Source organism: Agrobacterium sp. H141, from assembly GCF_057158725.1.
The window spans coordinates 840,715-865,230 of the sequence record NZ_CM169893.1 but is presented as its reverse complement, the minus strand read 5'-3'; the positions used below and the strand labels follow the sequence as shown (position 1 = coordinate 865,230).

Annotated in this window: 15 protein-coding genes; 7 read left to right on the top strand and 8 right to left on the bottom strand. The window is 55.9% G+C overall.

Translation table 11 applies throughout. The features are described from left to right. Nucleotides 1-616 precede the first annotated feature (616 nt). From ACWPM9_RS03810 to ACWPM9_RS03800, 3 genes are all read right to left on the bottom strand, one after another. Nucleotides 617-8,986 carry a beta strand repeat-containing protein gene (locus ACWPM9_RS03810; protein ID WP_484756810.1) on the bottom strand — a complete coding sequence of 2,790 codons (8,370 nt, stop codon included), beginning with the start codon at nucleotides 8,984-8,986 and terminating at the stop codon, nucleotides 617-619. Nucleotides 8,987-9,153: 167 nt separating this feature from the next. Then, a complete protein-coding gene (locus ACWPM9_RS03805) occupies nucleotides 9,154-10,311 on the bottom strand; it encodes a UDP-galactopyranose/dTDP-fucopyranose mutase family protein (RefSeq protein WP_484756809.1) in 1,158 nt (385 codons plus the stop codon). Beyond that, the gene (locus tag ACWPM9_RS03800; protein WP_484756808.1) at nucleotides 10,308-12,362 is read right to left on the bottom strand and encodes an O-linked N-acetylglucosamine transferase, SPINDLY family protein; all 2,055 of its coding nucleotides are present in this window, start codon (nucleotides 12,360-12,362) and stop codon (nucleotides 10,308-10,310) included. The genes ACWPM9_RS03805 and ACWPM9_RS03800 overlap by 4 nt, the downstream gene beginning before the upstream one ends. A 327-nt stretch (nucleotides 12,363-12,689) precedes the next feature. Here ACWPM9_RS03800 and ACWPM9_RS03795 point away from each other — a divergent pair, with 327 nt between their 5' ends. The 7 genes from ACWPM9_RS03795 to yghU all read left to right on the top strand — a co-directional run bounded on the left by ACWPM9_RS03795 (nucleotide 12,690) and on the right by yghU (nucleotide 21,573). Next, nucleotides 12,690-16,412 (top strand): chemotaxis protein CheB, encoded by a 3,723-nt coding sequence (locus tag ACWPM9_RS03795; RefSeq protein ID WP_484756807.1) that lies wholly within the window; start codon nucleotides 12,690-12,692, stop codon nucleotides 16,410-16,412. After that, nucleotides 16,387-16,839, top strand: coding sequence for a response regulator (locus ACWPM9_RS03790; RefSeq protein WP_428187617.1), 453 nt, complete (start codon nucleotides 16,387-16,389; stop codon nucleotides 16,837-16,839). Before ACWPM9_RS03795 ends, ACWPM9_RS03790 begins: the two co-directional genes overlap by 26 nt. Nucleotides 16,840-16,863: 24 nt before the next feature. Further along, a complete protein-coding gene (locus ACWPM9_RS03785; protein WP_428187616.1) occupies nucleotides 16,864-17,280 on the top strand; it encodes a response regulator in 417 nt (138 codons plus the stop codon). Nucleotides 17,281-17,356: 76 nt separating this feature from the next. Beyond that, complete coding sequence (locus tag ACWPM9_RS03780) at nucleotides 17,357-18,976, top strand: sensor histidine kinase (protein WP_484756806.1); 1,620 nt, start codon at nucleotides 17,357-17,359, stop codon at nucleotides 18,974-18,976. Further along, nucleotides 18,960-19,391 (top strand): response regulator, encoded by a 432-nt coding sequence (locus ACWPM9_RS03775; RefSeq protein ID WP_428187614.1) that lies wholly within the window; start codon nucleotides 18,960-18,962, stop codon nucleotides 19,389-19,391. Before ACWPM9_RS03780 ends, ACWPM9_RS03775 begins: the two co-directional genes overlap by 17 nt. Then, a complete protein-coding gene (locus ACWPM9_RS03770; protein ID WP_428187613.1) occupies nucleotides 19,388-20,476 on the top strand; it encodes a sensor histidine kinase in 1,089 nt (362 codons plus the stop codon). Before ACWPM9_RS03775 ends, ACWPM9_RS03770 begins: the two co-directional genes overlap by 4 nt. A gap of 224 nt (nucleotides 20,477-20,700) precedes the next feature. Continuing rightward, complete coding sequence (gene yghU, locus ACWPM9_RS03765) at nucleotides 20,701-21,573, top strand: glutathione-dependent disulfide-bond oxidoreductase (RefSeq protein WP_484756805.1); 873 nt, start codon at nucleotides 20,701-20,703, stop codon at nucleotides 21,571-21,573. A 78-nt stretch (nucleotides 21,574-21,651) separates the two neighbouring features. On the opposite strand, the gene ACWPM9_RS03760 is transcribed toward yghU, so the two are convergent. The 5 genes from ACWPM9_RS03760 to ACWPM9_RS03740 all read right to left on the bottom strand — a co-directional run bounded on the left by ACWPM9_RS03760 (nucleotide 21,652) and on the right by ACWPM9_RS03740 (nucleotide 24,477). Then, entirely contained in the window at nucleotides 21,652-22,296 is a 645-nt protein-coding gene (locus ACWPM9_RS03760; protein ID WP_484756804.1) for an NrsF family protein, read from the bottom strand. Between the two features lie 50 nt (nucleotides 22,297-22,346). Further along, nucleotides 22,347-22,982 carry an NrsF family protein gene (locus ACWPM9_RS03755; RefSeq protein WP_484756803.1) on the bottom strand — a complete coding sequence of 212 codons (636 nt, stop codon included), beginning with the start codon at nucleotides 22,980-22,982 and terminating at the stop codon, nucleotides 22,347-22,349. A gap of 1 nt (nucleotide 22,983) precedes the next feature. After that, nucleotides 22,984-23,535, bottom strand: a complete 552-nt coding sequence (locus tag ACWPM9_RS03750) for a sigma-70 family RNA polymerase sigma factor (protein WP_428187979.1) — start codon at nucleotides 23,533-23,535, stop codon at nucleotides 22,984-22,986. A gap of 99 nt (nucleotides 23,536-23,634) precedes the next feature. Further along, nucleotides 23,635-24,051: a CopD family protein gene (locus ACWPM9_RS03745; protein WP_484756802.1), complete on the bottom strand. Its 417-nt coding sequence runs from the start codon at nucleotides 24,049-24,051 to the stop codon at nucleotides 23,635-23,637. A 9-nt stretch (nucleotides 24,052-24,060) separates the two neighbouring features. After that, nucleotides 24,061-24,477 carry a hypothetical protein gene (locus tag ACWPM9_RS03740; protein ID WP_484756801.1) on the bottom strand — a complete coding sequence of 139 codons (417 nt, stop codon included), beginning with the start codon at nucleotides 24,475-24,477 and terminating at the stop codon, nucleotides 24,061-24,063. Between the last annotated feature and the right edge of the window lie 39 nt (nucleotides 24,478-24,516).

The window sequence follows — 24,516 nt, the reverse complement described above, 5'->3', positions numbered from 1 at the left end:
AGCTGATTACGTTAACAAAATTGGGAATGAGAGAGCTGGAAAAGCGCATAACGAGGATTAGCGCAAACAGGTTGGCGGACCTTGAAACCAGCTCTCTCACCCAAGCCCTTGCGGGCTACTGAAGAATTCCGGCGACTTTCCCTCCCGAGTTTTGCCGGCAAGGGTCTGGAAACTCCCCAGTGTCCAGGCATATCGAGGGCCGGCTGGCGACGTGACCTTCAGGTTTCACGTGCGTCCAGAACGCCTTAACCGGCTCATTCTTACGATATGCCCCATACACCAGCGCCTCCTTACCGTAGCCATGTGGACCGAAGTTGCATGATTGCTCCTTCACCACACTACACGTTTTGAGCGCATTGATGATTTCTGTCAATTTTTATATTCGAACAATCTAAATGACAGCGCAAACATTTTCTGGGGCGCACCTAAGTGACTGTTAATAATGATAATAATCGAAATATATAAAAGTTTGGAAAGACTGAAAAAACACTGCGCGACCTGAAGCGCAGGTTTTTTCAGTCTGCAATTCGAACAAACGAATCACATTCCACTAGCTTTCGAGCCCGCTATTCAACCGGCGCGAAAGCGGCTGCTAGCCTCGTCGGACCTCATCGGATCAAACATACGCTGCGATAACCGCCGCGATCTGTTCCGGTGTTAGCTTGCCCATCTGCGTATCCATGATCGCGCCGAGTTGCTCGCTTGAAAGCTGAGAGATGTCTTCTGTGGACAGCCCAGCGAGACCAGCACTACTGAACGCCGCAATGTCTTCGGTCGAGAAGGTGAGCAACTCATCCATGGACATGGCATCGACCTGAGCAGACGTCAGAGCCGCAACCTGCGCCGGCGTCAACGCTTCAGCTTGCGCTGTCGTCATAGACGCGATCGTCGCCGTGCTTAGTCCTGAAATTGCATTGGTCCCGAGCGCCATGATTTCATCAGTCGAGAATGTGGCCATATCGTCCACCCCGATCGCCGCCGCCTGGATGGCGGTCAATGCGCCAAGCTGGTCGGTCGACAAGGCAGCAACCTGCCCCGTGCTCATGGCCAGGACCTGATTATAGCTCATCTTCGAAACCTGGCCGGTTGTAAGAGCTGCAATCTCATCGGTGGAGAGCGACGCGATGACGGAAGTGGAAATGCCCTTGAAAGCGGCCGCGTCGATAAGCTGGAGTTCCTCGATCGAGAACATATCCATATCTTCGACGGCCAGACCTGCAAGGCCAGCTGTGCTCAACGCAGCGATCTGGTCCGTCGACAGGGCATCGATCTGCCCCGCGCTCATCGCGCTCACCTGCGCACTTGTCAGTCCCGAAACACCGCTGGTGCTCAGTGCTTCAATCTGCGCGGCTGAAAGTGCCGCGATAAAGGCGGCAGGCAATCCTGGAATACCATCGTGGCTGATCGCTGCGAGTTCTGCAGTCGACAGCGATCCCAACTTGTCGGAACTCAGCCCAGAGATCGCGTCGGAACTCAAAGCAGCAATTTGACCGGTCGAAAGCGCATCAATTTGCTCTGCGCTCATGGCAGAGATCTGTGTTCCGGTTAGCCCCTTGGCGGCCGTTGCGCTGAAGGCCGCGACCTGATCGGCCGAGAGTGCCGCAATATCGTCAGTTCCGAGTGAACCAACTTGACGAGAGCTGAGAGCGGCGATCTGCGCCGTCGTCAGCGCTTCCAGTTGTTCAATGCCCAATGCAGCGATCTGCGCCGTGGAAAGGCCCGATATGCCAGCCGTGCCGATGACTGATATCTGATCGGGCGTAAGGGCCGCCAGGGTCGCGGTCGACAATCCGAGAATACCTTCTGCACTAATCGCAGCGATATCGGCAGTGGAGAACACTTCGAGATCGTCGGCGCCGAGCGCAGCAATCTGACTCGATGTCAGGGCCGCAACCTGCGTGGAAGTCAGTGCCTCAACCTGATCCGTGCTCATGGCGTTGATCTGGCTCGTCGTCAGGCCGGGCAAGCCCGAAGCGCTCAAGGCAGCGATCTGCGCAGTGGAAAGTCCGGCTATTGTGGCGGTCGAAAGTCCTTTGATCGCACTGGAACTGATCGCGCCCATATCGGCCGTCGAAAACATTTCGAGGTCTTCGAGGCTAAGGGCGGCGATCTGCTCGGAGGTCAGTACACCCACCTGCGATGCCGTCAGCGCGTCCACCTGGTTTGGATCGAGTGCCGCGATATCTGCGGTGGTCAATCCTCTGATCGCGGACGTACTGATCGCGGCGACCTGCGCGGTGGTCAGCGAGGCAATGTCATCGGATCCGAGGGCCGCTATCTGCTTGGAACTGAGTGCTGCGACCTGTGCAGTGGTCAAGGCTTCGATCTGCTCGCCAGTCAAAGCGGCGATCTGGTCGGTCGAAAGACCGGAGATGCCAGCCGTGCTCAACGCCTCGATCTGGTCCGGCCACAGAGCCGCTATCACGGCCGGCGAAAGACCGGCGACGGCGCTTGAGCCAATTGCCGCAAGCTCGGAGGTCGAGAACATTTCCAGATCCGAAATGTCGAGGACAGCGATCTGCGCGGATGTCAAAGCGCCAATCTGGTCAGCGGTCAGCGCTTCCATCTGACTGTCGGTCAGACTGGAAATGTCGGTTGGCGCAAGTCCCTTGATGCCGGCTGTACTCAGCGCCGCGATCTGCCCGGTTGTCATCGCCGCGATATCGTCGATGTCGAGTGCCGCGACCTGTCGTGAGGTCATGGCGTTGATCTGCTGTGTCGACATCGCAGCAATCTGCGCCGTGCTTAAAGCAATGACCTGTTCGGTGGACAGACCAGCGACTCCCGCCGTACTCAAAGCCTGCATTTGCTCGGAGGAAAGCGAGGCCATGACGCTTGTCGACAGACCCGAAATGATATCGCCACTGATCGCTGCAATATCGGCGGTCGAGAAGACTGCGATATCGTCGCTTGTGAGAACAGAGACCTGCCGTGAGCTCAACGCCGCGACCTGCGTGGAAGACAAGGCTTCCAGCTGTGCCGTGCTCAGCGCATTCATCTGATCTGTCGTTAGGCCAGGAATACCCGCAGTTCCCAGAGCCGCGATTTGGGCCGTCGTCAGTGAAGCGACATCATCCGTCCCGAGTGAAGCAACTTGCCGTGAGCCCAGCACATGGACCTGCTCTGTCGTCAAAGCCTGGATCTGACTTGCGCTAAGCGCGGCGACCTGTTTCGTCGTCAGGCCTGCGACACTTTCTGTGGGCAGGGTTTCGATCTGGGCCGTAGAGAGACCCGCAATCACCGCAGTTGATAGGCCGGCAATGGCTTCGCCCTGGATCGCTGCGACCTGATCGATCGACAAAGCGGCTATGTCGTCGCTACCGAGTGCTGCGACCTGGCGCGAGTTCAGTGCCGTTATCTGCTCCGTGGTCAGCGCTGCGACCTGTGCGGTGCCAAGCGCTGCGACCTGTGTCGTGGAGAGACCAGAGATTCCAAGCGTGCTCAAGGCAGATATCTGTGAGGCCGACAGTCCAGCAATAATTGTCGGAGAAAGCCCGGCAATAGCATTGGAGCCAATGGCGGCAAGATCGGCATTGGAGAAGGTGTTCAAGTCCGCCAGATCAAGCGCTGCAATCTGACTTGAACTCAACGAGCCCACCTGTGTCGCCGTCAGCGCTTCCACCTGCTCCGAAGAAAGGCTGGCAATATCCGACGTGGTGAACCCATCCAGTCCGGCGGTGCTTAGAGACGCAATCTGCGCTGTTGTCAGCGCCGCAATATCGTCCGTGCCAAAGGCGCCAACCTGCCGCGAGCTCAGCATGCTGACCTGGAGCGTGGACAGATTGGAAATCTGCGTTGTGCTGAACGCATTCACCTGCTCTGTCGAAAGGCCGGAAATGCCGGAATTGCTCAGCGCCGCGATCTGCGTCGGGGTCAGTGCAGCAATGACGGCTGTGGATAGGCTGGAAATGACGCCAGAGCCGATCGCCGCAATGTCCGCCGTTGAAAAGACAGCGATATCGTCAGTGCCAAGTGTGGCAAGCTGCCTGGAACTCAGGGCGGCAACCTGAGTGGCGGAAAGTGCCTCAACCTGCGCGGTGTTCAGGGCGTTGACCTGGCTTGTCGACAAGCCGGCAATGCCAGCCGTTCCCAAAGCCGCAATCTGGCTGGTGGAGAGGCCGACAATGTCGTCTGTTCCAAAGGCCCCAATCTGCTGGGAGCTGAGAGTGGTGATCTGGCGTGTCGTCAATGCTGCGATCTGATCGGTGCTCAACGCAGCGATCTGCCGTGTCGTCAGGCCCGAGATGCCCGCTGTGGACAGAGCGGCGATCTGAAGCGTGGTGAGCGCTGCAACGGCCTCTGTGGTGAGACCCTTGATCGTGTCAGAACCGAGCGCTGCAACATCCTTCGTCGAGAACGTGACAATATCCTCGGGCTCAAGAACGCTGACCTGCTCCGAATCGAGCGCACCCACCTGCTTTTCTGTCAGCGCCTCGATCTGGGCGGTACTCAGCGCATTGATCTGCAGCGTGCTCAACTGCGTTATATCGGTAATGCTCAAGGCCACGATTTGGTCGGTGGTCAGCGCGGAGATGAGGCCGGTGGTCAACCCCGCCATCGCGCTTGAACTGATGGCGGCAATATCCTTGGTTGAGAAGGTAGCAATGTCGTCGGTGCCGAGCGCGGCAATCTGGGCTGACGAAAGTGCGGCAACCTGGGCAGGATTCAATGCTTCGAGCTGTGCCGTGGTCAGGCTGGCGATATCCGATGTGCTGAACCCTGCAATACCCTCAGCGCTCAAGGCGGCAATCTGTTTGGTCGTCAAGGCTGCGAGATCACTGCTTTCCAATGCGCTGACCTGCTGCGAGGTCAAGGCCGCCATCTGTTTCGTCGACAAGGCAGAAACCTGATCGGTGCTGAGCGCAATGATCTGCTCGCTGGTCAGGCCGGAAACTGCGGCGGTACCAAGCGCTTCCAGCTGCGCAGTGGAAAGCGATGCGATGACCTCAGTCGACAGACCGGTCACGGCAGCGCCGGTAAGAGCAGCGATATCCTTCGTTGAAAAGGTTGCGATGTCATCCGTGCCAAATGCCGCCACCTGCTGGGAATTCAGCGCTGCGACCTGGCTCGACGTCAGAGCTTCCGCCTGCGCCGTGCTGAGGATTTCGATCTGCTCCTGTGTCAGCCCTTTGATCGCGCCACCATTGATGGCGGAAATCTGGTCTGCAGACATGGCAGCAATATTGTCTTCGCTCAGGGCGGCTATCTGGTTTGATCGAAGGGCAGCCACCTGTTTGGTGGAAAGCGCGGCGACTTGGGCGGTCGTGAGAGCCTCTATAGCGACATCGGTCAATCCGCCGATGCTGGCTGCGCTGAGCGCTGCAATCTGGGCTGAAGACAGTCCAGCAACGTCATCCCCGCTCAACGCTGCTGCCTGGGCCGCGCTGAGCGCAGAAAGCTGCCAAGTTGAAAATGCCTTGATCTGGTCCGCGTTCAGCGTCTCGATCTGCGCTGCCGTCAGCCGCCCGACAGAAGCGCTGCTGAGCGCAGAAAGCTGTGTTGACGTCAACGCCAGCAAAACGTCATCAGACAGTCCCGAAACGGAAGCCGCCGTCAAAGCGGCCATATCGGCAGTGGAGAATGTCGCGATATCCTCGACGTCAAGCGCCGACAATTGCGTCGATGTCATCACCGAAATTTGCTTGGTGGTGAAGGCATCGACCTGAGCCGTACTTAGCGCTTCAATCTGGGTGGCGGTTAATCTGTTGACCGAACTCGTCGTCAGCGCAGCGATCTGTGCGGAACTCAGCGCCTCGATCGCCTCCTCGGACAAACCGGGAATAGACAACCAGCTAAGTGCCGCAATATCCGCGGTGGAGAATGTTGCAATGTCATCGGCGCCGAGCGCTGCAAGTTGCGTTGTTATCAGCGCACCGATCTGAGCCGATGTCAAAGCATCAATCTGTCCCGTGCTGAAAGCTTCGATCTGGTCTGCAGTCAGTCGTGACAACGCGTATGTTCCCAGACTTGAAACCTGTGCTGTCGACAATGCCTCCAGAAACTCGACAGGCAGACCGGAGACGATCTTGCCATTGATCGCAGCGATATCGCCGGACGAAAAAGTCGCGATATCATCTGCACCGAACGCGGCCAACTGCGAAGAGGCCAGTGCGCTCACCTGCAATGTGGTCAGCGCCTCTGCCTGGGTCGTGCTTAAGGTTTCGATTTGCTCGGACGTCAGCCCGGTGATTCCGGATGCACTGATGGCTGCCATCTGTGCAGGCGACAGAGCAGCAACGGCGTCGGTGCTGAGGGAGGCAATCTGCTGCCACTTCAAGGAGGCAATTTGAGCGGTCGTAAACGACGTGACTTGTGATGTGGAGAGCGCCCCGAGTTGGTCGCTGGACAAGCGATTGACTGAGGTCGTTGCAAGAGCTGCTAGCTGGACAGTAGACAGCGCCGCCATCAGATCGGTGGTCAGCCCGCTAACACCTGACCCGCTGATCGCCGCAATGTCGGAGGTGGAGAAAGTGGCGATGTCATCCACACCGAATGCCGAAACCTGCAGCGAACTGAAAACCGCAACCTGTTTTGATGTCAACGCCTCGGCTTGAGCTGTGCTGAAAGCGACGATCTGGTCGCTCGAAAGACGGGAAACGGCGCTCGTGCTCAACGCAGCCACCTGGCCCGTTGTCAGGGCTGCGATTTGATCCGTCGTAAGAACGGCCGCCTGGGTTCCACCGATCGCGGCGATTTGCGCAGTCGTCAATGCGGCCGTCTGCTCGGGGCTTAAAGTGGCGAGCAACCCGCCACTCAAGCGGGCGATAGCTGCAGGGCTCAAGGCGGAAACCTGTTCCGTCGACAGAGCCGCGATATGCTCGGTGGACAGGCCTGTTGCTGCGGCCGATGTCAAAGCGGCCATATCCGCTGCCGAGAAAGTGGCCAAATCGTCCGCTCCCAGGTACCAGACCTGGGTCTTCACGATATTTCCGATCTGGACAGACGTCAGCGCTTCGACCTGACTGGTGCTCAAGGCAATGATCTGATCTGACGTGAGGCTGCGAATGGCAGTGGAATTCAGCGCTGCGACTTGAGCGGTCGTGAGAGCCGCAATCGCGTCTGTCGTCAAACCGGACAGACCGCTCTGCCCGATCGCAGATATATCGGCCAGCGAAAGCGATGCAATATCATCCGCGCCGAAGGCAGACATTTGGGTCGCATTCAGCACCTTGATCTGGGCTGTGCTGAGAGCTGCGATCTGCCCGGTGCTCAAAGCCGTAATCTGCTCCGTGCTCAGATAGCGCAGCGATGTGGCACTGAGCGCGGTGATCTGGTCTGAAGAAAGCACAGACACGGCTGCGGTGCTAAGACCGCCAACCTGGGACGGTGTAAGTGCGGCCATCTGACTGCCAGAGAGCGCAGCAAGCTGCGCACTTCCAAGCGAATTGAGCTGCTCAACACTCAGGCGCGCGACTGCCTCACGGCTGATTGCGGCAATTTGCTCGGTAGACAATGACGACAGAACATCAGTCGACAGCCCGCCGACAGAGCGCGCCGATATTGCCGAAATGTCCTCAACAGAAAAGACCGAAAGATCATCGGAACCAAGAGCAGCCAGCTGGGATGTCGAAAGCGCTGAAACCTGACGCGACGTAAGCGCCTCGGTTTGCGCCGTATTCAAGGCTTCGATCTGATCGACAGTCAGCCGACTGATGGACGTTGTCGCCACCGCCGCGATCTGATCGGTGGACATGACAGCGATATTGACCGCGCCCAGCGCTTCAATCTGCGTGGCATTGAGAGCGGAAATCTGCTGCGTCGACAGCGCTGCCACCTGATCCGTGCTCAAAACTGCTATCTGAGCTGCTGTCAGACGTGCAGTTGCCGCCGAATTCAACGATGTCAACTGGCTGGTGCGCAACGCAGCAACGCTTTCGGTCGTAAGCCCGATAATGGCGCTGGAATTGATGGAGCCAAATTCGGCATCGGTAAAGGTCGCTATGTCATCCGAACCGAAGGCCGACAACTGGGCCGCACTGAGGACTGCAATCTGCGCCGCCGTCAGCGCTTCCACCTGCGCGGTGCTCAACGCAATGAGCTGCTCGCTCGACAATCCCTTGACGACGTTGACGCTCAGCGCAGCGATCTGATCGGTCGTCATATCGGCGATATTGTCAGCCGAAATGCCGGCGATGGACGACTGGTTGATTGCAGCGACATCCGCAGTCGAGAAGGTAAGGAGATCATCAGCGCCGAAAGCACTCAGTTGCTGAGATGTCAGCGTGGCGATCTGGCTGGATGTCAACGCCTCAACCTGACCCGTACTCAGCGCCGTGATCTGCGCTGTGGACAAATAGCGGATTGTGGTTGGGCTGATGGCCGAAACCTGTGAAGCGGACAAAGCCGCGATATCATCCGTGCCCAGAACCGAAATCTGCGACGCCGTCAAGGCAGCAATCTGCGAGGTATTCAGGCCAGCGATCTGAGCCGAGGTCAAGGCAGAGACCTGCGCCGTCGACAATCGTGCGACAGCACCGGTGCTCAAGGCGGAAACCTGCGCTGTAGAGAGTGCAGCCATGACCTCAGTGGATAAGCCCGCGACGGCATAGGCGTTGATCGCGGCCATATCAGCGGTTGAGAAGGTCATCAAATCATCAGGACCCAACGCAGCCAGTTGAGCGCTGTTGAGACTTGAAACCTGAGATGACGTCAGGGCTTCAGCCTGAACCGTCGTGAAATTGCCGATCTGCGTCGTCGAGAACGAGGCGATCTGCGAGGAGCTGAAACTTTCGATATCCTGGCGATCAAGAACAGCCAATTGAGACAGCGTCAAACCGACAACGGCGCTCGGAGAAACCGCCCCCAGCTGCTTGGACGTCAGCACATCGACATCTTCAGTATCCAGCGCCGAAATCTGCGCGGACGACAAGACATTGATCTGCTGCGTTGAAAGCGAACTCACATCCTCTGTTGACCACGCTGCCACCGCCGCCGTTGACAGTGATCTGATCTGACTCGTGGTCATGGAAGAAATGGTCGAAGTCATGGAGAAAAGCCTTCAATGCTACCATTAAAAATCACAATATCCGTGAGCGACAACGGCTTATGCGCGAACAAATGGGCATGAAAACGCACCCAGCCGCACAGGCCATCGCCCAGCGAACTGATTTTTATGAGAACTGGCTTGCCTGAAGCTGTAGGAGCGCGATCGAACTATATCGGAGCGTGCACAAAAACCGGCATGGGCGCCACTGAAGAAAGATACACACGCGCAGTATCCAGGGCCTCGCGGATCGTCACATCCATGTCGAGATAGCGATAGGTACCAAGTCGACCGACAAAGGTCACACCGGTTTGCTTTTCAGCCAGATCAACATATCGGCGAAGCTGTTCTTTTTCCTTCACCAGCCGGATCGGATAATAGGGCGTATCGTCAGGGCCACAAGCGCGCGAGAACTCTCTGTAGCAAACAGAGGCCTCATGCTGCTCCCAGGTGGAGAAATGCTTGTGCTCTGTCACGCGCGTGTAAGGCACCGATAGGTCGCCATAGTTCATGACCGCGCAGCCCTGATAATCGCCTTGATAGACAAAGCGCTCGAAATCGAGAGTACGATACCCGAGACGCCCCTCTTCATAATCGAAATAGCCATCGAGCGGCCCGGAATAGAAGACATGCGCGTAGTCCTGGGCAAGGTTTCGCTCGAACCGCGTCTCAAGATGGACTGTGATATTGGCATGATCCAGAATGCGTTCGACCATGTCTGTATAGCCATGTTCGGGCATGCCCTGATATTTATGGAAAAAGTAGTTGTCATCATAATTGAAGCGCACGGGCAATCGCTTGAGGATTGATGCCGGCAACTCGCTGGGCGCACAGCCCCATTGTTTCTGGGTGTAACCCTCGAAAAACGCCCCATACAGCTCGCGCCCGACGAAACGAAGAGCCTGCTGCTCCAAAGTCTCAGGCACTTCGATGGTTTTATCCGCAAGCGTTTCGATGAAGTCACGCGCTTCGTCGGGTCGCAACGTCTTCCCAAAGAACTGGTTGATTGTATGCAGGTTGACCGGCAGCGAGTAGACTTGGCCCTTGGCTGTTGTCTTCACGCGGCTCTTGAAGGCCATGAACTTCTGGTAGCGATTGACATAGTCCCAGACGTCGCTGTCATCTGTATGAAAGATGTGTGGGCCAAAGACATGAACCAACACGCCGGTTTCGGCATCGCGCTCCGTGTGACAATTTCCAGCGACATGCGTGCGGCTTTCAAAGATCTCCACCCTATGACCAGCCTCTGCAAGCTCTCGCCCGATGACCGCGCCCGAAAGCCCGGCCCCAACGATTGCAACAGGTTGATTGTCGCGTTCAATGATCACAGCGATAAAGCCTCCGCTTCCGTCCAGAAGCGGTTGTCAGGCACGATCGGCGCATAGTCGTTCCAGGCCTTCAGCTTTTCACGATAACGGGCGCGGTAACGGTCCTCATCCACAAACGCAGCATTTCCGTCCGCCAGTTCTGCACCGATTTCATAATAGAGCTCGAGATTACGCAGATCCGGAACCGGCGTCTCACCGCGTTCGCATTCGCCCTGCATCTGCCAGTAGAGTTCCTCCAGACGACGCGCCAGACCCGGAATATCGCGAAGGGCGCTTGTCGCGCGACGAGCCTTCAGCGCTTCTCTGACGGCTTCAAGTGACTGACGGTCCTTCGCAAAACCGATCGCACGTTCGACATAGTGTTCAGGCCCCGTACAAATCAGTTCCGGAACACCGGCTGCAGCAACGATGCTGTGGCAGAAACGGGATGCAAAGCTCTTGCCCGGGAAAGTGAGGACGGGAAGTCCGACGGTAAGCGCGTCTCCGGCTGTGGAATGAGCGCCGTAGGGAAATGTATCCAGAAAAAGATCAGCAACAGCAATACGTGCGAGATGTTTGGCATTCGGTGCCTTAGCGGCGAAGATCAGGCGACCTTCCGCAACGCCTGCCTGGGCGGCAATCTCCCGCAAGCGCTTGTCCACGGTCTCTCCGCCGGTCAGTATCCACAACACACTGCCAGGCGTGGCATTCAAAATGGTCATCCATTGCGAGAAGGTGCTTTCGGTTATCTTCTGCATGCCGTTGAAACAGGCGAACACAAATGCATCTTCCGGCAGCCCTGCCTCCTTCCGCGAAGGCGCATCCGCAATCTCACGCTTACGATCAATGGGCTGATTGCATGCGATCCGCAACACCTTCTCCGAATAGTAGATCTCGTGCTCCGCAGGAATGATGTGCTCGTCTGCAATCATATACTGATGAAACGGACTGCCCATGGAACCGGGATAGCCGCAGAAATTGACGATCACCGGCGCCGGACGATAAGCGAATATCTTGGTGCGGGCATGCTTGGTATAACCGTTCACGTCCACAAGAACGTCGATATCATCCTCCGCAATCTGGTGGGCTGCGGCCTCGTCAGAGAGCGAACCAATGTCACGCCAGCAGTCCACGACCGCCTTCATCCGCGTTTGCGTCACGTCGTTGGCAACGGGATCGCCGCAATAATAGGCGTAAACCTCCACGCTCTCCTTGTCGTGCAATTCAAGCACTTCACGAAGCGCAAAACCGACTGCGTGATCGCGCAAATCCGATGACAGGTAGCCCACGCGCAGACGCTCACCTGTGCCGGTTTTGAGTTTGGGCGTTTTCTTGACAAACGCACTCGTATCAGGGCGACCGACAAAGGACTGGTTGTATTTATAGGCACGCGCCAACTGGAACATCGGATCATCGGAATAGCAGGCCAATGCAAGAGGCGACATGGCATCGAGCAATTGCCGCGTCGTCACATGGGTCGAAGATACCAGGATTGGCCACTTGCATTGCCGTTGCCGCAGTGCACTCCAGTGCTGCCCCGCTTCCGTCTTGTCCGGACGCAGTTCAATCGCCTGCCAGAGCGCGTTCTCCGCGTCTTCCATCAGCCCGGCATTTTCCATCACACGGCCGATATGCTGCAAGGTCATCAGCCGGTGCAGCACACGATCTGCAGTGCTGTCCTTCGTCAACTCCACATAGCTCTGCCATTGCTGGATCGCCTGCATCAATAATCCGCTGTCTTCCAAGGCGCGCCCGAGATTGATGTGCGCCTGGCCGAACTGAGGATCCAGTTTCAGGCATGCGCGGAGCGCGTGAATGGCACCAGGGATATCGCCCGACTGCCGCAGAGCAACCGAGTAGTTGAAGCAAACCAGATGCAGGAATGGATGCGTATCGTTGTAGGCAATCCACGCCTTGTAGATCTCAATCGCTTCACCGCCTTGACCGGCAAGTCCGCGTGTCTCCGCATACTGAAACAGATCCGTGACAGACAGTCGCTGCGAACGGGCAAGGTCCAGCATCGTAACGAATGCTGCGGCTGCAGGAGCTGTGGGAACGGTATTGGAAGCCATTTCAATCTCGAAAACAAGCGGCAGACCGGCCGGGGTTACATTCAAATGCAAACGGAATTGGGAACTTAGGCCGACCGATGCAAACCCGACATGCTGCAATCAGCGGAAGGCCTATTCGTCCACAGAGAATTTCAGGAATTTCGCGCCTGCTCCAAGGTAAGTTGCGCCAGGAGAACGCAAAATGAGGATCGATCACAATAATTTGCTACATAAGCCAGCGCTTGTATTGCAACTTGTGGTAAAAATAGTAATCCTTAATGAAATCGGACCTTTTCACGATCTTCAGCACTCCGAAGCTTTGCAAACAGTAACGAGGCGATCAGACCAGTGGCGAAGAAAGCGACAGAGAAGACGACGACAAGAAAGCCATCGTCCGGCGCCAGGAACAGGGCGGATACCTTCAAGGATGACGCCGACCGGAAGCAGAAGGATGGTCAGACAACACACGTCAAAGACGGTCTGTACTGGGTCGGCATTGGTGCGTCGGCAGGTGGACTGGAAGCTCTGCGTGAAGTGTTAAAGACGCTTCCCCGGTCTGCACCCAACATCACATACATCATCGCCCAGCATCTCTCGCCAAAGCACCAGAGCATGCTTGTGCAATTGTTGGGCCGAGAGACGTCGATGCCGGTTGAAGAGGTCCGAGATGGCCTGACGCCTGAACCGGGGGTCATCTATATCACGCCGCCCAATAGTGACGTCTATGTTCACGAAGGCGAATTGCATCTCAGCCGCCCGCCCTACGAGCTCTCGCCAAAGCCATCCATCGATTATTTCTTCGCAACGCTCGCCCGGGAAATCGGCGATCATGCCATCGGAGTCATCTTGTCCGGCACCGGATCGGACGGCTCCCACGGGGTGCGCGCAATCAAGGCTGAAGCCGGCCTGACGATTGCCCAGGACCCGGAAGAAGCCAAATATGACGGGATGCCGGCCAATTCGATCGCTGCCGGCTCCATCGATCTCGTGCTTCCGGCCGCGCGCATCGGTCAGCAGATTCTGTCGATCATCCGTACGCCCAGCAATCTCAAACTGCTGCAGGAAGAAGAAGTCAGCCGATCCACCATGCACGAACTGCTCCATCTGCTGAAGGAGAGTTCAGGCGTGGACTTTCGCGACTACAAGTCCGGAACCCTTTACCGCCGGATCAACAGGCGAATGACCGCCTGTTCGTCGGAAGATCTGGACGACTACCTCGCTTACGTGAAGTCCTTCCCCAAAGAGCTCGACCTGTTGTTCAAGGACATCATGATCAGCGTCACCTATTTCTTCCGGGACAAGGAGGCCTTTAAAAGTCTTACCAATGTCATCAAGAAACTGCTGAGCGAAAAGGAGGCCGGAAGCGATCTGCGCGTATGGATCCCGGGCTGCGCGACGGGTGAAGAAGCCTATTCGATTGTCATCATGTTTGCCGAGGCTGTCGGCGGGATAAGACAATTACAGCAGCAATATAACTTCCAGCTTTTTGCAACCGACATCGACACAGATGCCCTGTCACTCGGCAGAAAGGGCGTATATTCCGCCACCACTCTGGAAGGCATGAGCACAGATCTCCGCGACCGCTATTTTCGCCACAAGGACGAGAATTACGAAGTTCTGAAGTCTGTGCGGGACATGGTGATGTTCTCTCGTCACAACGTCTTCAGCGACCCACCGTTCCTGCGCCTCGACTTCATCAGTTGCCGCAATCTGCTGATCTATTTCAACAGCAAGCTTCAGTCGACCGTGATGAACCTCTTTCATTACGCACTAAACCCAAATGGTATCCTCTACCTCGGCAAGTCGGAGGCGTTAGGCACTGGCGCCAACTTGTTTCAGCCCCTCGACAATCGCGCCAAGATCTACCAGCGCAAACTGGTGTCATCCTACGATGCCATCCGCTCGGCAAAAGCATCCTATTCGAATGTATCGAAGAGTGTCACGGCGACCCCTCCACCGGCTCAGAGGAAAACCAATCACGACTTTCCCGATGCGGTCGTCTCGGCTCTCTCTCCGGACAGCCTGCTGATCGATGAGAACATGAACATCCTGCGTATTTACGGAGATGTTCAGCCCTATATCCAGCTGTCACCTGGCGAAGCCAGCACCAATCTGGTGTCAATTGCCCGACGCGAATTCCGTCAGGAATTGCGAGCGCTGGTCTACAAGGTCCAGCGAGAGAACTTGCAAAAATCAGTTCTGCCCAAAAAGCTGATGATCAACAATGTCCCCCATCGGGTCGACATTCACATCCGCCCACTTCCCCTGAAGCAGTCCAGCGAAAAACTTCTGCTGGTCTCCTTCGACCGCCGCGAGCAATTGCTCGCGACTCCGGAAGATGGCGATTCTCGCGGAAGGGCCACAGATCCCATGCTCGCGGAACTGGAGCAGGAACTGGCAGCGACTAAGGAGCATCTGCAGACGGTCGTAGAGGAACTGGAAACGTCCAACGAGGAACTTCAGTCCACCAACGAGGAAATGCAGTCGACCAACGAAGAGCTGCAGTCCGCCAATGAAGAGCTAGAGACTGCCAATGAAGAACTCCAGTCGACCAACGAGGAATTGCTGACCGTCAACGAGGAACTTCAGATCAAGACCGCGGAATTTGCGATCTCCAATGAGAACCTGGAAAACATCAAGGAAAGCATCAACATCCCGATTGTGGTCGTCGACAAGTCGTTGCGATTGACGCGCTATAACAATAGTGCGCGTGAGATCTTCCTTATCACCCACAACTCAATCGGCGAACCGATCACCGGCATCGCGACGAAAATCGACATACCGCAACTACGCAGTAACATTGTGGAGGTCGTTGACACAGGAAAGCTTCGCGCGCGGCAGCTCAAATGTGACGGAACCTACTATATGGAACGAATTCAGCCATATCTTGATAGCGACGGTAAGGTGAACGGGGCCGTTCTCACTTACGTCAACAACACCCAGGAGCAGCAGGCCCTGGATGAATTGCGCAACAGTCAGGAACGTTATCAGCTTGCGACCGAAGGGTCGCAGGCAGGTATGTGGGACTGGGATATCAAAAGCGGCCGGATGCATTGGTCTGATCTTTTGCTATCCATGCTTCGTATAAGGGACCCGAATTTTTCGCCCTCGATGGACGAATTGAAGCGGAGGATCCACGAAGACGAGCGCCGCGACATTATGGATATCTTGCAGGCACATCTCGATCGAGGATTCGAGTTTGACGTGGAGTTCCGTCTTCGTCGTGAAGATGGAACCTATTTCTGGGCCAACGCCAGTGGGCAGGCCATGTGGAGCGAGCGCAAAGAGCCGCAGCGCATGACCGGCTTCATCTATGATGTGACGGAGCGTCGACTTGCACTTGAACATCTAAGCCGGACCAACGAGTCACTTGAGCGTTTTGCTTATGTCTGCTCGCACGACCTGAAGGAGCCAGCGCGGTCAATCGAGAACTTTGCCTCGCTGCTGCTTCAGGATCACGCAACTGGGCTGGATGACAGCGGACGGCAATACCTGAAATACATTCACGAATGCTCCACCCAGATGCAAAAGATGATCAAGGGAATCTTGAATTATTCTCAGCTCGAAAACCAGAATCTGGCTCTGGAGGATATAGACCTGAATGAGGAGATCGAAAAAGTTCTCGACAACCTCAAACACAGCCTGGACAATTCCGAGGCGACAGTGACCCACGATATCCTGCCCTGGATCCGCGCGGACCGCATGCAGATATTCCAGCTTTTCCAGAATCTCATCGGCAACGCCCTGAAGTTCTGCCGAGGTCGAAGGCCACGGGTTCATGTATCCGTACAGCGCCTGGAGCATGGATATCAGTTTGCCATCAAGGACAATGGCATCGGTTTGAAGCAGGAGCATTCTCAAAAAATATTCAACGTTTTCCAGCGCTTGAACAAAACAGAGGAATTTCCCGGAACTGGACTTGGACTGAGCATCTGCCAGAAAGTCGTTGAACGACATGAAGGCAAGATCTGGGTTGAGTCCGAATTCGGTGAAGGATCGACATTCTTTTTCGAACTCCCGAGTCAACCAGGGAAGGGCATTACCCATGTCAAACAAACCGTCACTAGCTAGCGTGCTGCTGGTCGACGATTCGCATTACGACGTGGTTCTGACCAAGGTGTTGTTGGAACGCGACAAGGTCATGATGAACCTGATTTCGGTCGGCGATGGGCGCGAAGCGATGTCATATATCGAACAGGAACCGCCTTTCGAAGATGCCCCCCTGCCCGATCTCATGCTGCTGGACTTGAACATGCCGGATATCAATGGCTTCGAAGTGCTCAAACTGATGGCATACAAGGACCTGCTGAAGCAGATACCGGTGATCATCTGCAGCGGCTCAGATAGCGATCAGGACATGAACACATCGCTATCGTTCGGGGCAGCCGACTACCTGGTTAAACCGCTCGATTACGAAAAACTTGCCCCGGTAATCGCGCGACTGCCCGGACTGTCCCTAAGCGACGCCGAAGGGCAACATTTCATTTACAAGGCATGAGGTCGTGATCAAGGAGGACCACTGGTGACAAACATATTGATGATCGATGACAGTGAGTCCGATCTGGCACTCTTCTCGGAACTTATTGAACAAGCCGATCCCAACTACAGCGTCTATACCGCCAGAAATGCAAAGGAAGGCCTGGATCTGTTTCAGGAACACCACATCGATTGTGCGCTGATCGATTTCTATATGCCGGAAGTCAATGGACTGCGCGTTCTGGATAGGTTGCAGGAAATGGCCTTGGGACGCGTGCTTCCACTGATCATCTTCACCGGTTCCGGCGGCCAGAAGATTCAGGCAGAAGCCGCCCGCCGCGGGGCCATGGACTATATCGTCAAGGATCCCGGATCGAACACGTCCGAGCAACTGGATGCGGCCATCCGAAAGGTCATAGCTTGGGCAGAAGCGCTAAACAACAACAAGGTAAGGGTGAACTGAGGCAGGACATTGATCGGTGCTCTTCGCAGTTCAGGACAGATGGCACACCGGTCTCCTCCACAAAGCGCACGCAAGTATGTCTTGGACACTCGAATTCGGCGAACAGGAACGCCGGAAGAATGCTCAGATGACCTCTAGATGCCGAGAGGCTCGCGAAAGGCGACCCCCTATGGAAGAGCAAGCGCCGATATTCGACAAGAGTGCGATGTTTACGGCACTGGTCGAAAGCAATGACACCGCTGTGTTGTGCAAATCTTTGGACGGCCGGATCGTCGCTTGGAACCGAGGTGCTGAGAAGCTGTTCGGCTATGCGTCAGAAGACGCGGTCGGCAAGAATATAAGAATGATCGTGCCGTCTGACCTTTATCCACAGGAGGACGATATTCTTGCCCGTGTCGCCAATGGTGAGAGCGTCGAGATTTCCAAGACAACACGCCTGCGCAGCGACGGGCGATCGGTGGACGTGGCCCTGTCGATATCGCCCATCCGCGATGCACAAGGCAAGATCATCGGTGCCACCAAGATCGCACGGGACCTGGCTGTTCTTAGGCGAGCGGAAAGACGGTTCGAGCAGATCGTCGACAGCGCACCTTACGCTATCGTCATGACAGGTCGTGACGGTAAAATTGCCCTCACCAACCGGCAGACAGAGCTTGTTTTCGGTTACAGCGGCGGCGAACTTCTCGGGTCACAGGTTGAAATGCTTATACCTGAAGAGCTTCGAGATCGTCACGCTGAGTTGCGATCCGCATTTTTCACCGTACCTTCGGAACGCGCAATGGGCTTCGGACGCGACCTCAATGCACGACGTAAGAATGGAACGCTCTTCCCCGTCGAAGTTGGTTTGACACCGGTGGAAACCGAAGACGGTTTAATGACCGTAGTGACGATCGTGGACATTTCGATCCGCAAGGAGGCCGAACGACAGACAAAGCGCTTTAGTGAGATGCTGGAGGAACAGGTTCGCATTCGCACGGAAGAGCTCAATACTGCCAATTATGAGCTGGAACAATTCGCCTATGTTGCCTCTCACGATCTAAGGGCCCCCCTGCGGGTAATCGATAACTCCTCGCGTTGGCTGGAAGAGGATCTCGCAGAACATCTGACGGATGACATGCGCGACAGCATGCGATTGATGCGCAGCCGCATTGATCGGATGGACAAATTCCTCGACGATCTGCTGGAATACTCCCGTATCGTCTCCCGAAAAAACATCACCAACGAAGTCGTGACAGGAAAAGAACTGATCGATGATGTACTGTCGATGGCAGCACCACCGGCCGGCTTCACCGTAAAGGCGACTGCAACGCTGGAAAAGATTGAGCTGAACAGGATGCCACTGCAGCAGATCTTTCTCAATCTTGTCGGCAATGCTCTCAAGCATCACGATCGCAATTCCGGGAAAATTACAATCGACGTGGAGGAAAGCGACGGCAGACTTCTCTTCACAGTGGAAGACGATGGCCCCGGAATACCGGAGAAGTTCGCCTCGCAAATATTCGACATGTTCTACACACTGCGTCCGCGCGATCAGATAGAGGGCAGCGGCATGGGATTGGCCATTGTTCGCAAACACATAAAGCAGGCAGGAGGGGACATATGGCTGGAGCAACAGACGGGAAGAGGTGCCCGCTTCAAATTCACCTGGCCGCTCAACCAATCGGCAAGGGAGCACGAAGATGGCATTGAACACTAAGCCGCTGAGTTTATTCCTTGTCGAAGACGACGACGGAGACGCAAAGGCAGTCACGCGTGCCTTTTCAAAGGCAAAGATTGCCAATCCAATCATCAGAGCCTTTGACGGCGTGGACGCACTTGAAATTCTCAGAGGTGAAAACGGCAAGACGAAACTGACCCAACCACATCTGTTGCTTGTCGATATCAACATGCCTCGCATGAACGGCATCGAACTGATTGAGGCAATGAGGGCCGATGCGGCGCTTCACCGGTCAACAATTTTTGTACTGACCACCTCCAAAAGAGATGAGGACCGAATGGCTGCCTACGATCTCAACGTCGCCGGATATATTCTCAAGCAGCGCGCAGGCGAGGACTTCCTGCAACTGGTGAATATGATGGAGCACTACTGGCGCATAGTGGAATTGCCATGATGATGGATAGCCGCAACCAGCGAGATCCCTATCGCATCCTGCTCGTCGACGATGACGATGGAGATCGCAAGAACATTCAGCGCGTACTGACGCGATCCGGGTTGAATGCCACCTTTCTGGAAACGTCGACCTTGAACGATGCATTCGCAGCATGTCAGGAACTGCGCTTCGACTGCACCATCATCGATTATCAGATGCCGGCTGGCGACGGACTTGCGGGCATCCCGACGCTTAGAGAAAAATGGCCGCACATGGCCATTATTATGCTGACTGGCCAAGGCGATGAGAATGTTGCCGCCACGGCGATCAAACAAGGTGCAACGGATTATCTGGTCAAAGGGAACGAGCAGTCTCTGCGCCAAATCGTGGAGAGCGCCATCACCAGAATGGAATTGCTGCTCAAGATCGATCATCAAAAAGAGGACCTCGAGCTTTTTTCTCACGTGGTCGCCCACGATCTCATGGCCCCGACGAGAGCCATTCAAGGCTTCGGCAACTTCCTGCAAAGAGGACTGCTGGACGGCGACAGAGACAAGATTGCCATCAATTGCGACCGGATGATCAAGGCTGCGCGGAGGCTGGATACACTGATCACGACCCTGCATGCCTATACCGGTGCCAAAGATGCACCGGAGTTTGCCACTGTGTCGATGGAAAACGTGGTGCAAGATGCAATCGAAAATCTCAATAGTGAAATCACGGACGCAAACGCGATCGTAAAACATGACCCCATGCCGGAGGTAAAGGGCAGTCAGGTGCAGCTAGTACAACTGATACAGAACTTGATCGAAAACAGCTTGAAATACGCCACCCGAGATATCCCGCGGATCAACATTCTGGCGACGGATGGAGACGACGTCTGGCGGTTTTCCGTGATCGACAACGGTTCCGGAATGGCAGATGCCGACGCTGAGATGATTTTCGAGCCATTCGTTAGGGCAGATACCTCGACCGACGTTTTCGGCAAGGGACTCGGCCTTGCCATCTGTCGCAAGATCGTCGAACGCCATGGAGGCTGGATTTCCGCCAGCCAACACCCGGAAGGCGGCACGACCTTTTCCTTCACCATTGCCAAAACACTCTGAAGCAGCCCGACCAAATTGCATATTGGCTGGGATGTCTGCGTAAAACTGCGGCCTGATCAGCATATAAATTTGCATCTTGACGGCATTGACCGTTGGGAGATTGCCACGGGCGCACTATGTCTGTTCGGGAACGTCCTGCCGCATTTCATCACACAGTCATTTTCACGAGAGATGACCCGACAATAGAAAACGCGGGTTCATACATCTGACAAAAGAGGGAAAACATGACAGACAATAACGAATACGTGCCACCGAAGGTATGGACCTGGAACAAGGCCAGCGGCGGCCAGTTTGCCAATATCAACAGGCCGATCGCCGGCCCCACCCATGATAAGGAATTGCCGGTCGGCAAGCATCCTTTGCAGCTTTATTCTCTAGCCACCCCGAACGGCCAGAAGGTCACGATCATGCTGGAAGAGCTTCTGGCTCTCGGCCATACAGGCGCCGAATACGACGCCTGGTTGATCAAGATCGGTGACGGCGACCAGTTCGGCAGTGGCTTCGTTGACGTTAATCCGAACTCGAAAATCCCGGCACTGATGGATCGTTCAGGCGACAAGCCGGTTCGCGTTTTCGAATCCGGTGCCATCTTGATGTATCTCGCAGAAAAATTCGGGGCCTTCCTGCCAACCGATCCGGCCAAACGGGCCGAATGCCTGTCCTGGCTTTTCTGGCAGATGGGCAGCGCGCCTTATCTCGGCGGCGGCTTTGGCCATTTCTACGCCTATGCACCCTTCAAGATCGAATATGCCATTGATCGCTTTGCGATGGAAACCAAGCGACAGCTCGATGTGCTCGATCGGCGTCTGGGCGAAAGCGCCTATCTCGGTGGCGACGACTACACAATCGCCGACATCGCGGTCTTCCCTTGGTATGGCGGACTGGTGAAGGGCTGGCAGTATGGCGCGGCGGAATTCCTGTCGGTGAACGACTACAAGAATATCCACCGCTGGGCCGATACCATCCTTGAACGCCCAGCCGTCGTGCGTGGTCGCATGGTCAACCGTGTCAATGGCGATCCCGCAAGCCAACTACACGAACGGCACGACGCCAGCGACTTCGACACCAAGACGCAGGACAAGGTCGGCGGCAACTGAGCTTCCAAACGATCAAGACAATAGGAAAGGGAGCCGGCAATCGGCTCCCTTTCCAAGTTCTAGAAAGAGTGCTTTTGCTTACCAGCGCAGCAGACGACGCCCGGACAGATAACCGATGATCGTGACCAGACCGATCGCCAGGACATACCATGTGGCGACAAAAAGCGGGCTATCATCCGGGCAATGCCAGGCATAAATGGCAGCACCGATCGCACCGGCTGCAAGGCCGGCAGCAGCACCGGCAAGCCCCGGTTTTTCCGGTGCTCCCTGTTTCAACGCCCAGCAGAAGGCGATCAACGGAGCGACGGAAAGCAAGGGGACGAAAACAAGGCAGAATGCCGGGAAGCGGCCCGTGAGGCTTGTCGACCATTGCGGCTCTGGCACGACGACGAGTTCAACGACAATACCAGCAAACAATACCGCAACGGGAAGCAACAGGGCGGCAACGCGGCCTTTAAGTTCTACGCCCGGCTGCCCGATCTGAAAAACAAGACGGCAAGAGAGGACGGCCAGAAGCACGGTTACTCCGATCTTCAGCATAACCCGAAGAGTCATCAGCGCGTCCATCATCCCCGGGCGAACCCCGATGGTAAGCAGCATGATCGAAGCAGAAGCGGCAACGCCGATCACGCATGCCAATGCCAGAATTTGACTGAGACGCGGTCCCGCCGGTGCATCCTGCGCCAACAGATCAATCAGGTTGTCGGTTTTCAAACCCTGCACTCCAGTTCTTCGTACCAGCTTGATACTAATGCGTATTCGCTAGCCAATCCCTACCAGCGAAGGACAGCCCTTCCGGCGAAATAGCCCATGGACCCGACAATCGCCGTGGCCAGCGGATACCATGTCAGGACAAACAGCGGACTGTCATCATCACAGTTGGCCGCATAGAACGTCGCGGCCATGCCCGCTGCCAGAAGACCGGCAACAAAACCAGCCTTGCCTGCATTCTCAGCAGCGCCCTGCCGCAGTCCGTATAAGAGGCAGGCCAGCGGTCCGATAGACAACAGCGGAATAATGAACAGGCAATCACCCGCATTCGTGCCGACCGCACTGCTCATCCAGGCATCCGACGGCAAATTCGAGACTTCGGCAATGGCTCCAACACCAAGTAGCGCCAGTGGCAACAGCAGTACCCAGTAGACCTGCGTCAGCGGCACACCGGGCCTGCCAACTCGCTTGAAAAGCAGCCAGGCCGAAACCACCAAAGCCAACGTCACGACAAACTTGAACAGGAAGCGTCCGGTTTGCAGGGCACTGCCGATATCCGCACGAAAACCGATAAAGGCGAAAAACGCCAATGCCGCGATTGAAACACCAATCAAGGCCGTTTGACGAAGCATGGTCCCAAAGGGCAGCCTTGGATGAAGATCCTGGGCGATGAGCTCGATCAGATCGTTCGTCTTCATCTCAAATGCTCCGGTAAAGGGCTGAAAGCGCCTTTAGCGCCCGGTGCAATGAAACTCTGACAGCCACCTCGCTCATATTCAGCCGCTCAGCCGTGTCCCGCACGCTGGCACCTTCCACAGAAATGGAATGGACAATGGTTCGCTGCGGCTCACGCAGATTGCCGAGAACTTTCTCCACGTCCATCCGGTCAGTCGTGGCAGAACCTTCATCGACACAGAGTGTTGCTTCCACATCCTCGATCGGAATGCTGACATGCCGCCCGCGACGCCTGAGAAAATCAATCAGCTTGTTGCGCGTGATCGCGGCGAGCCACGGACCGAGCTTTCGGTCGGCATCCCAGCTCGTTCGCTTGAGGTGGATCGTTAAAAGCACTTCCTGGACCACATCTTCCGCCTCGCTTGCCGCAACCCCGTACTGCGCACAGCGCCTCAGCGCCATTGAACGCAGATGCGGTGTGATCGCGATCAACAGGTTGCGATAGGCCTGCGCGTCGCCTTCCAGCGAGGCACGCATCATATCCGCCCAGTGTCGTTCGCGGTCCGACTGCATCATTCCATGTGTGGTCATTCGGGTAAAAGGCCGGAATTGTTACAAGGTCTCGAAGTTTTTTTGCCGACGGTGGTCCGGCAGCACAGGGCAATCATGACCATCTTATATCGGTTTGGCTACAGCCAGGACGGCAATGATCGAAAATGCCAAAAGCGTCCAGACTGCCGTGTGGCGAAAGAAAAACGAGACCTCGCCCTCTGTTGCAATGGTCCGCTTGAGTGCAGCACCCGATGCCGAATGTAACCCTGACAGAAAGATCACCAATGGCAGCTTGGCGAGAAACCAGGCGGATGTCTCCCAACCGCCCCCGAACACCATGGCAATACCGACAATCCAAACGACAGCCAAGGCCGGCGCGGTGATGTAACCATCCCATTTGAGAACGGTAGCCCCAAAGCTTCTGGTGCCGTCTGCATGTCGTTCTAGTCCGACAACCCTCAACGTAAGCCCAAGCAGAATAAGACCACCGATAAATGTGGCGAGCGCAATAACATGGGCGGCTTTCAGGTAGAGATACATGTCGCCTCGTTAAAGTGGATAGAGATGCCAGAGCGAAAGGTGGAGAAAAACGCCATCAAGCGGATTCGCACGGATCTGCCCCCAGAGTTGCACCTCAAACTCCTTTCCCCGCTGAACCATCATGACGGCACCTGAAACCGGTCGCAAGGTTGTTTCGAGGGCCGCGACATTGGCGGGCTGCAGGAGCAGGGACTTGCCTTGGTCTATCCGCCTGACGACAAATTCCATCACGCAGGATGGCGTCGCATTCGAAAGATGTCCGCGACCGCGGACCTTGACCAGACTTCCGACAGGAAGGTGAATGGAAAGCTGTTCTGCCGCAATCGGCTGCGCATCAGGAACGGCCGACGGCGCGGGAGCAAACGCACGCTCTGTGGCGTGCTGGTCAACGGACTGCGATGAAGTGCCGATGCGTGTCAAAGCCATACTCTGTTTCCCGACAAATCCCGCAGCCGCACTGCGTCC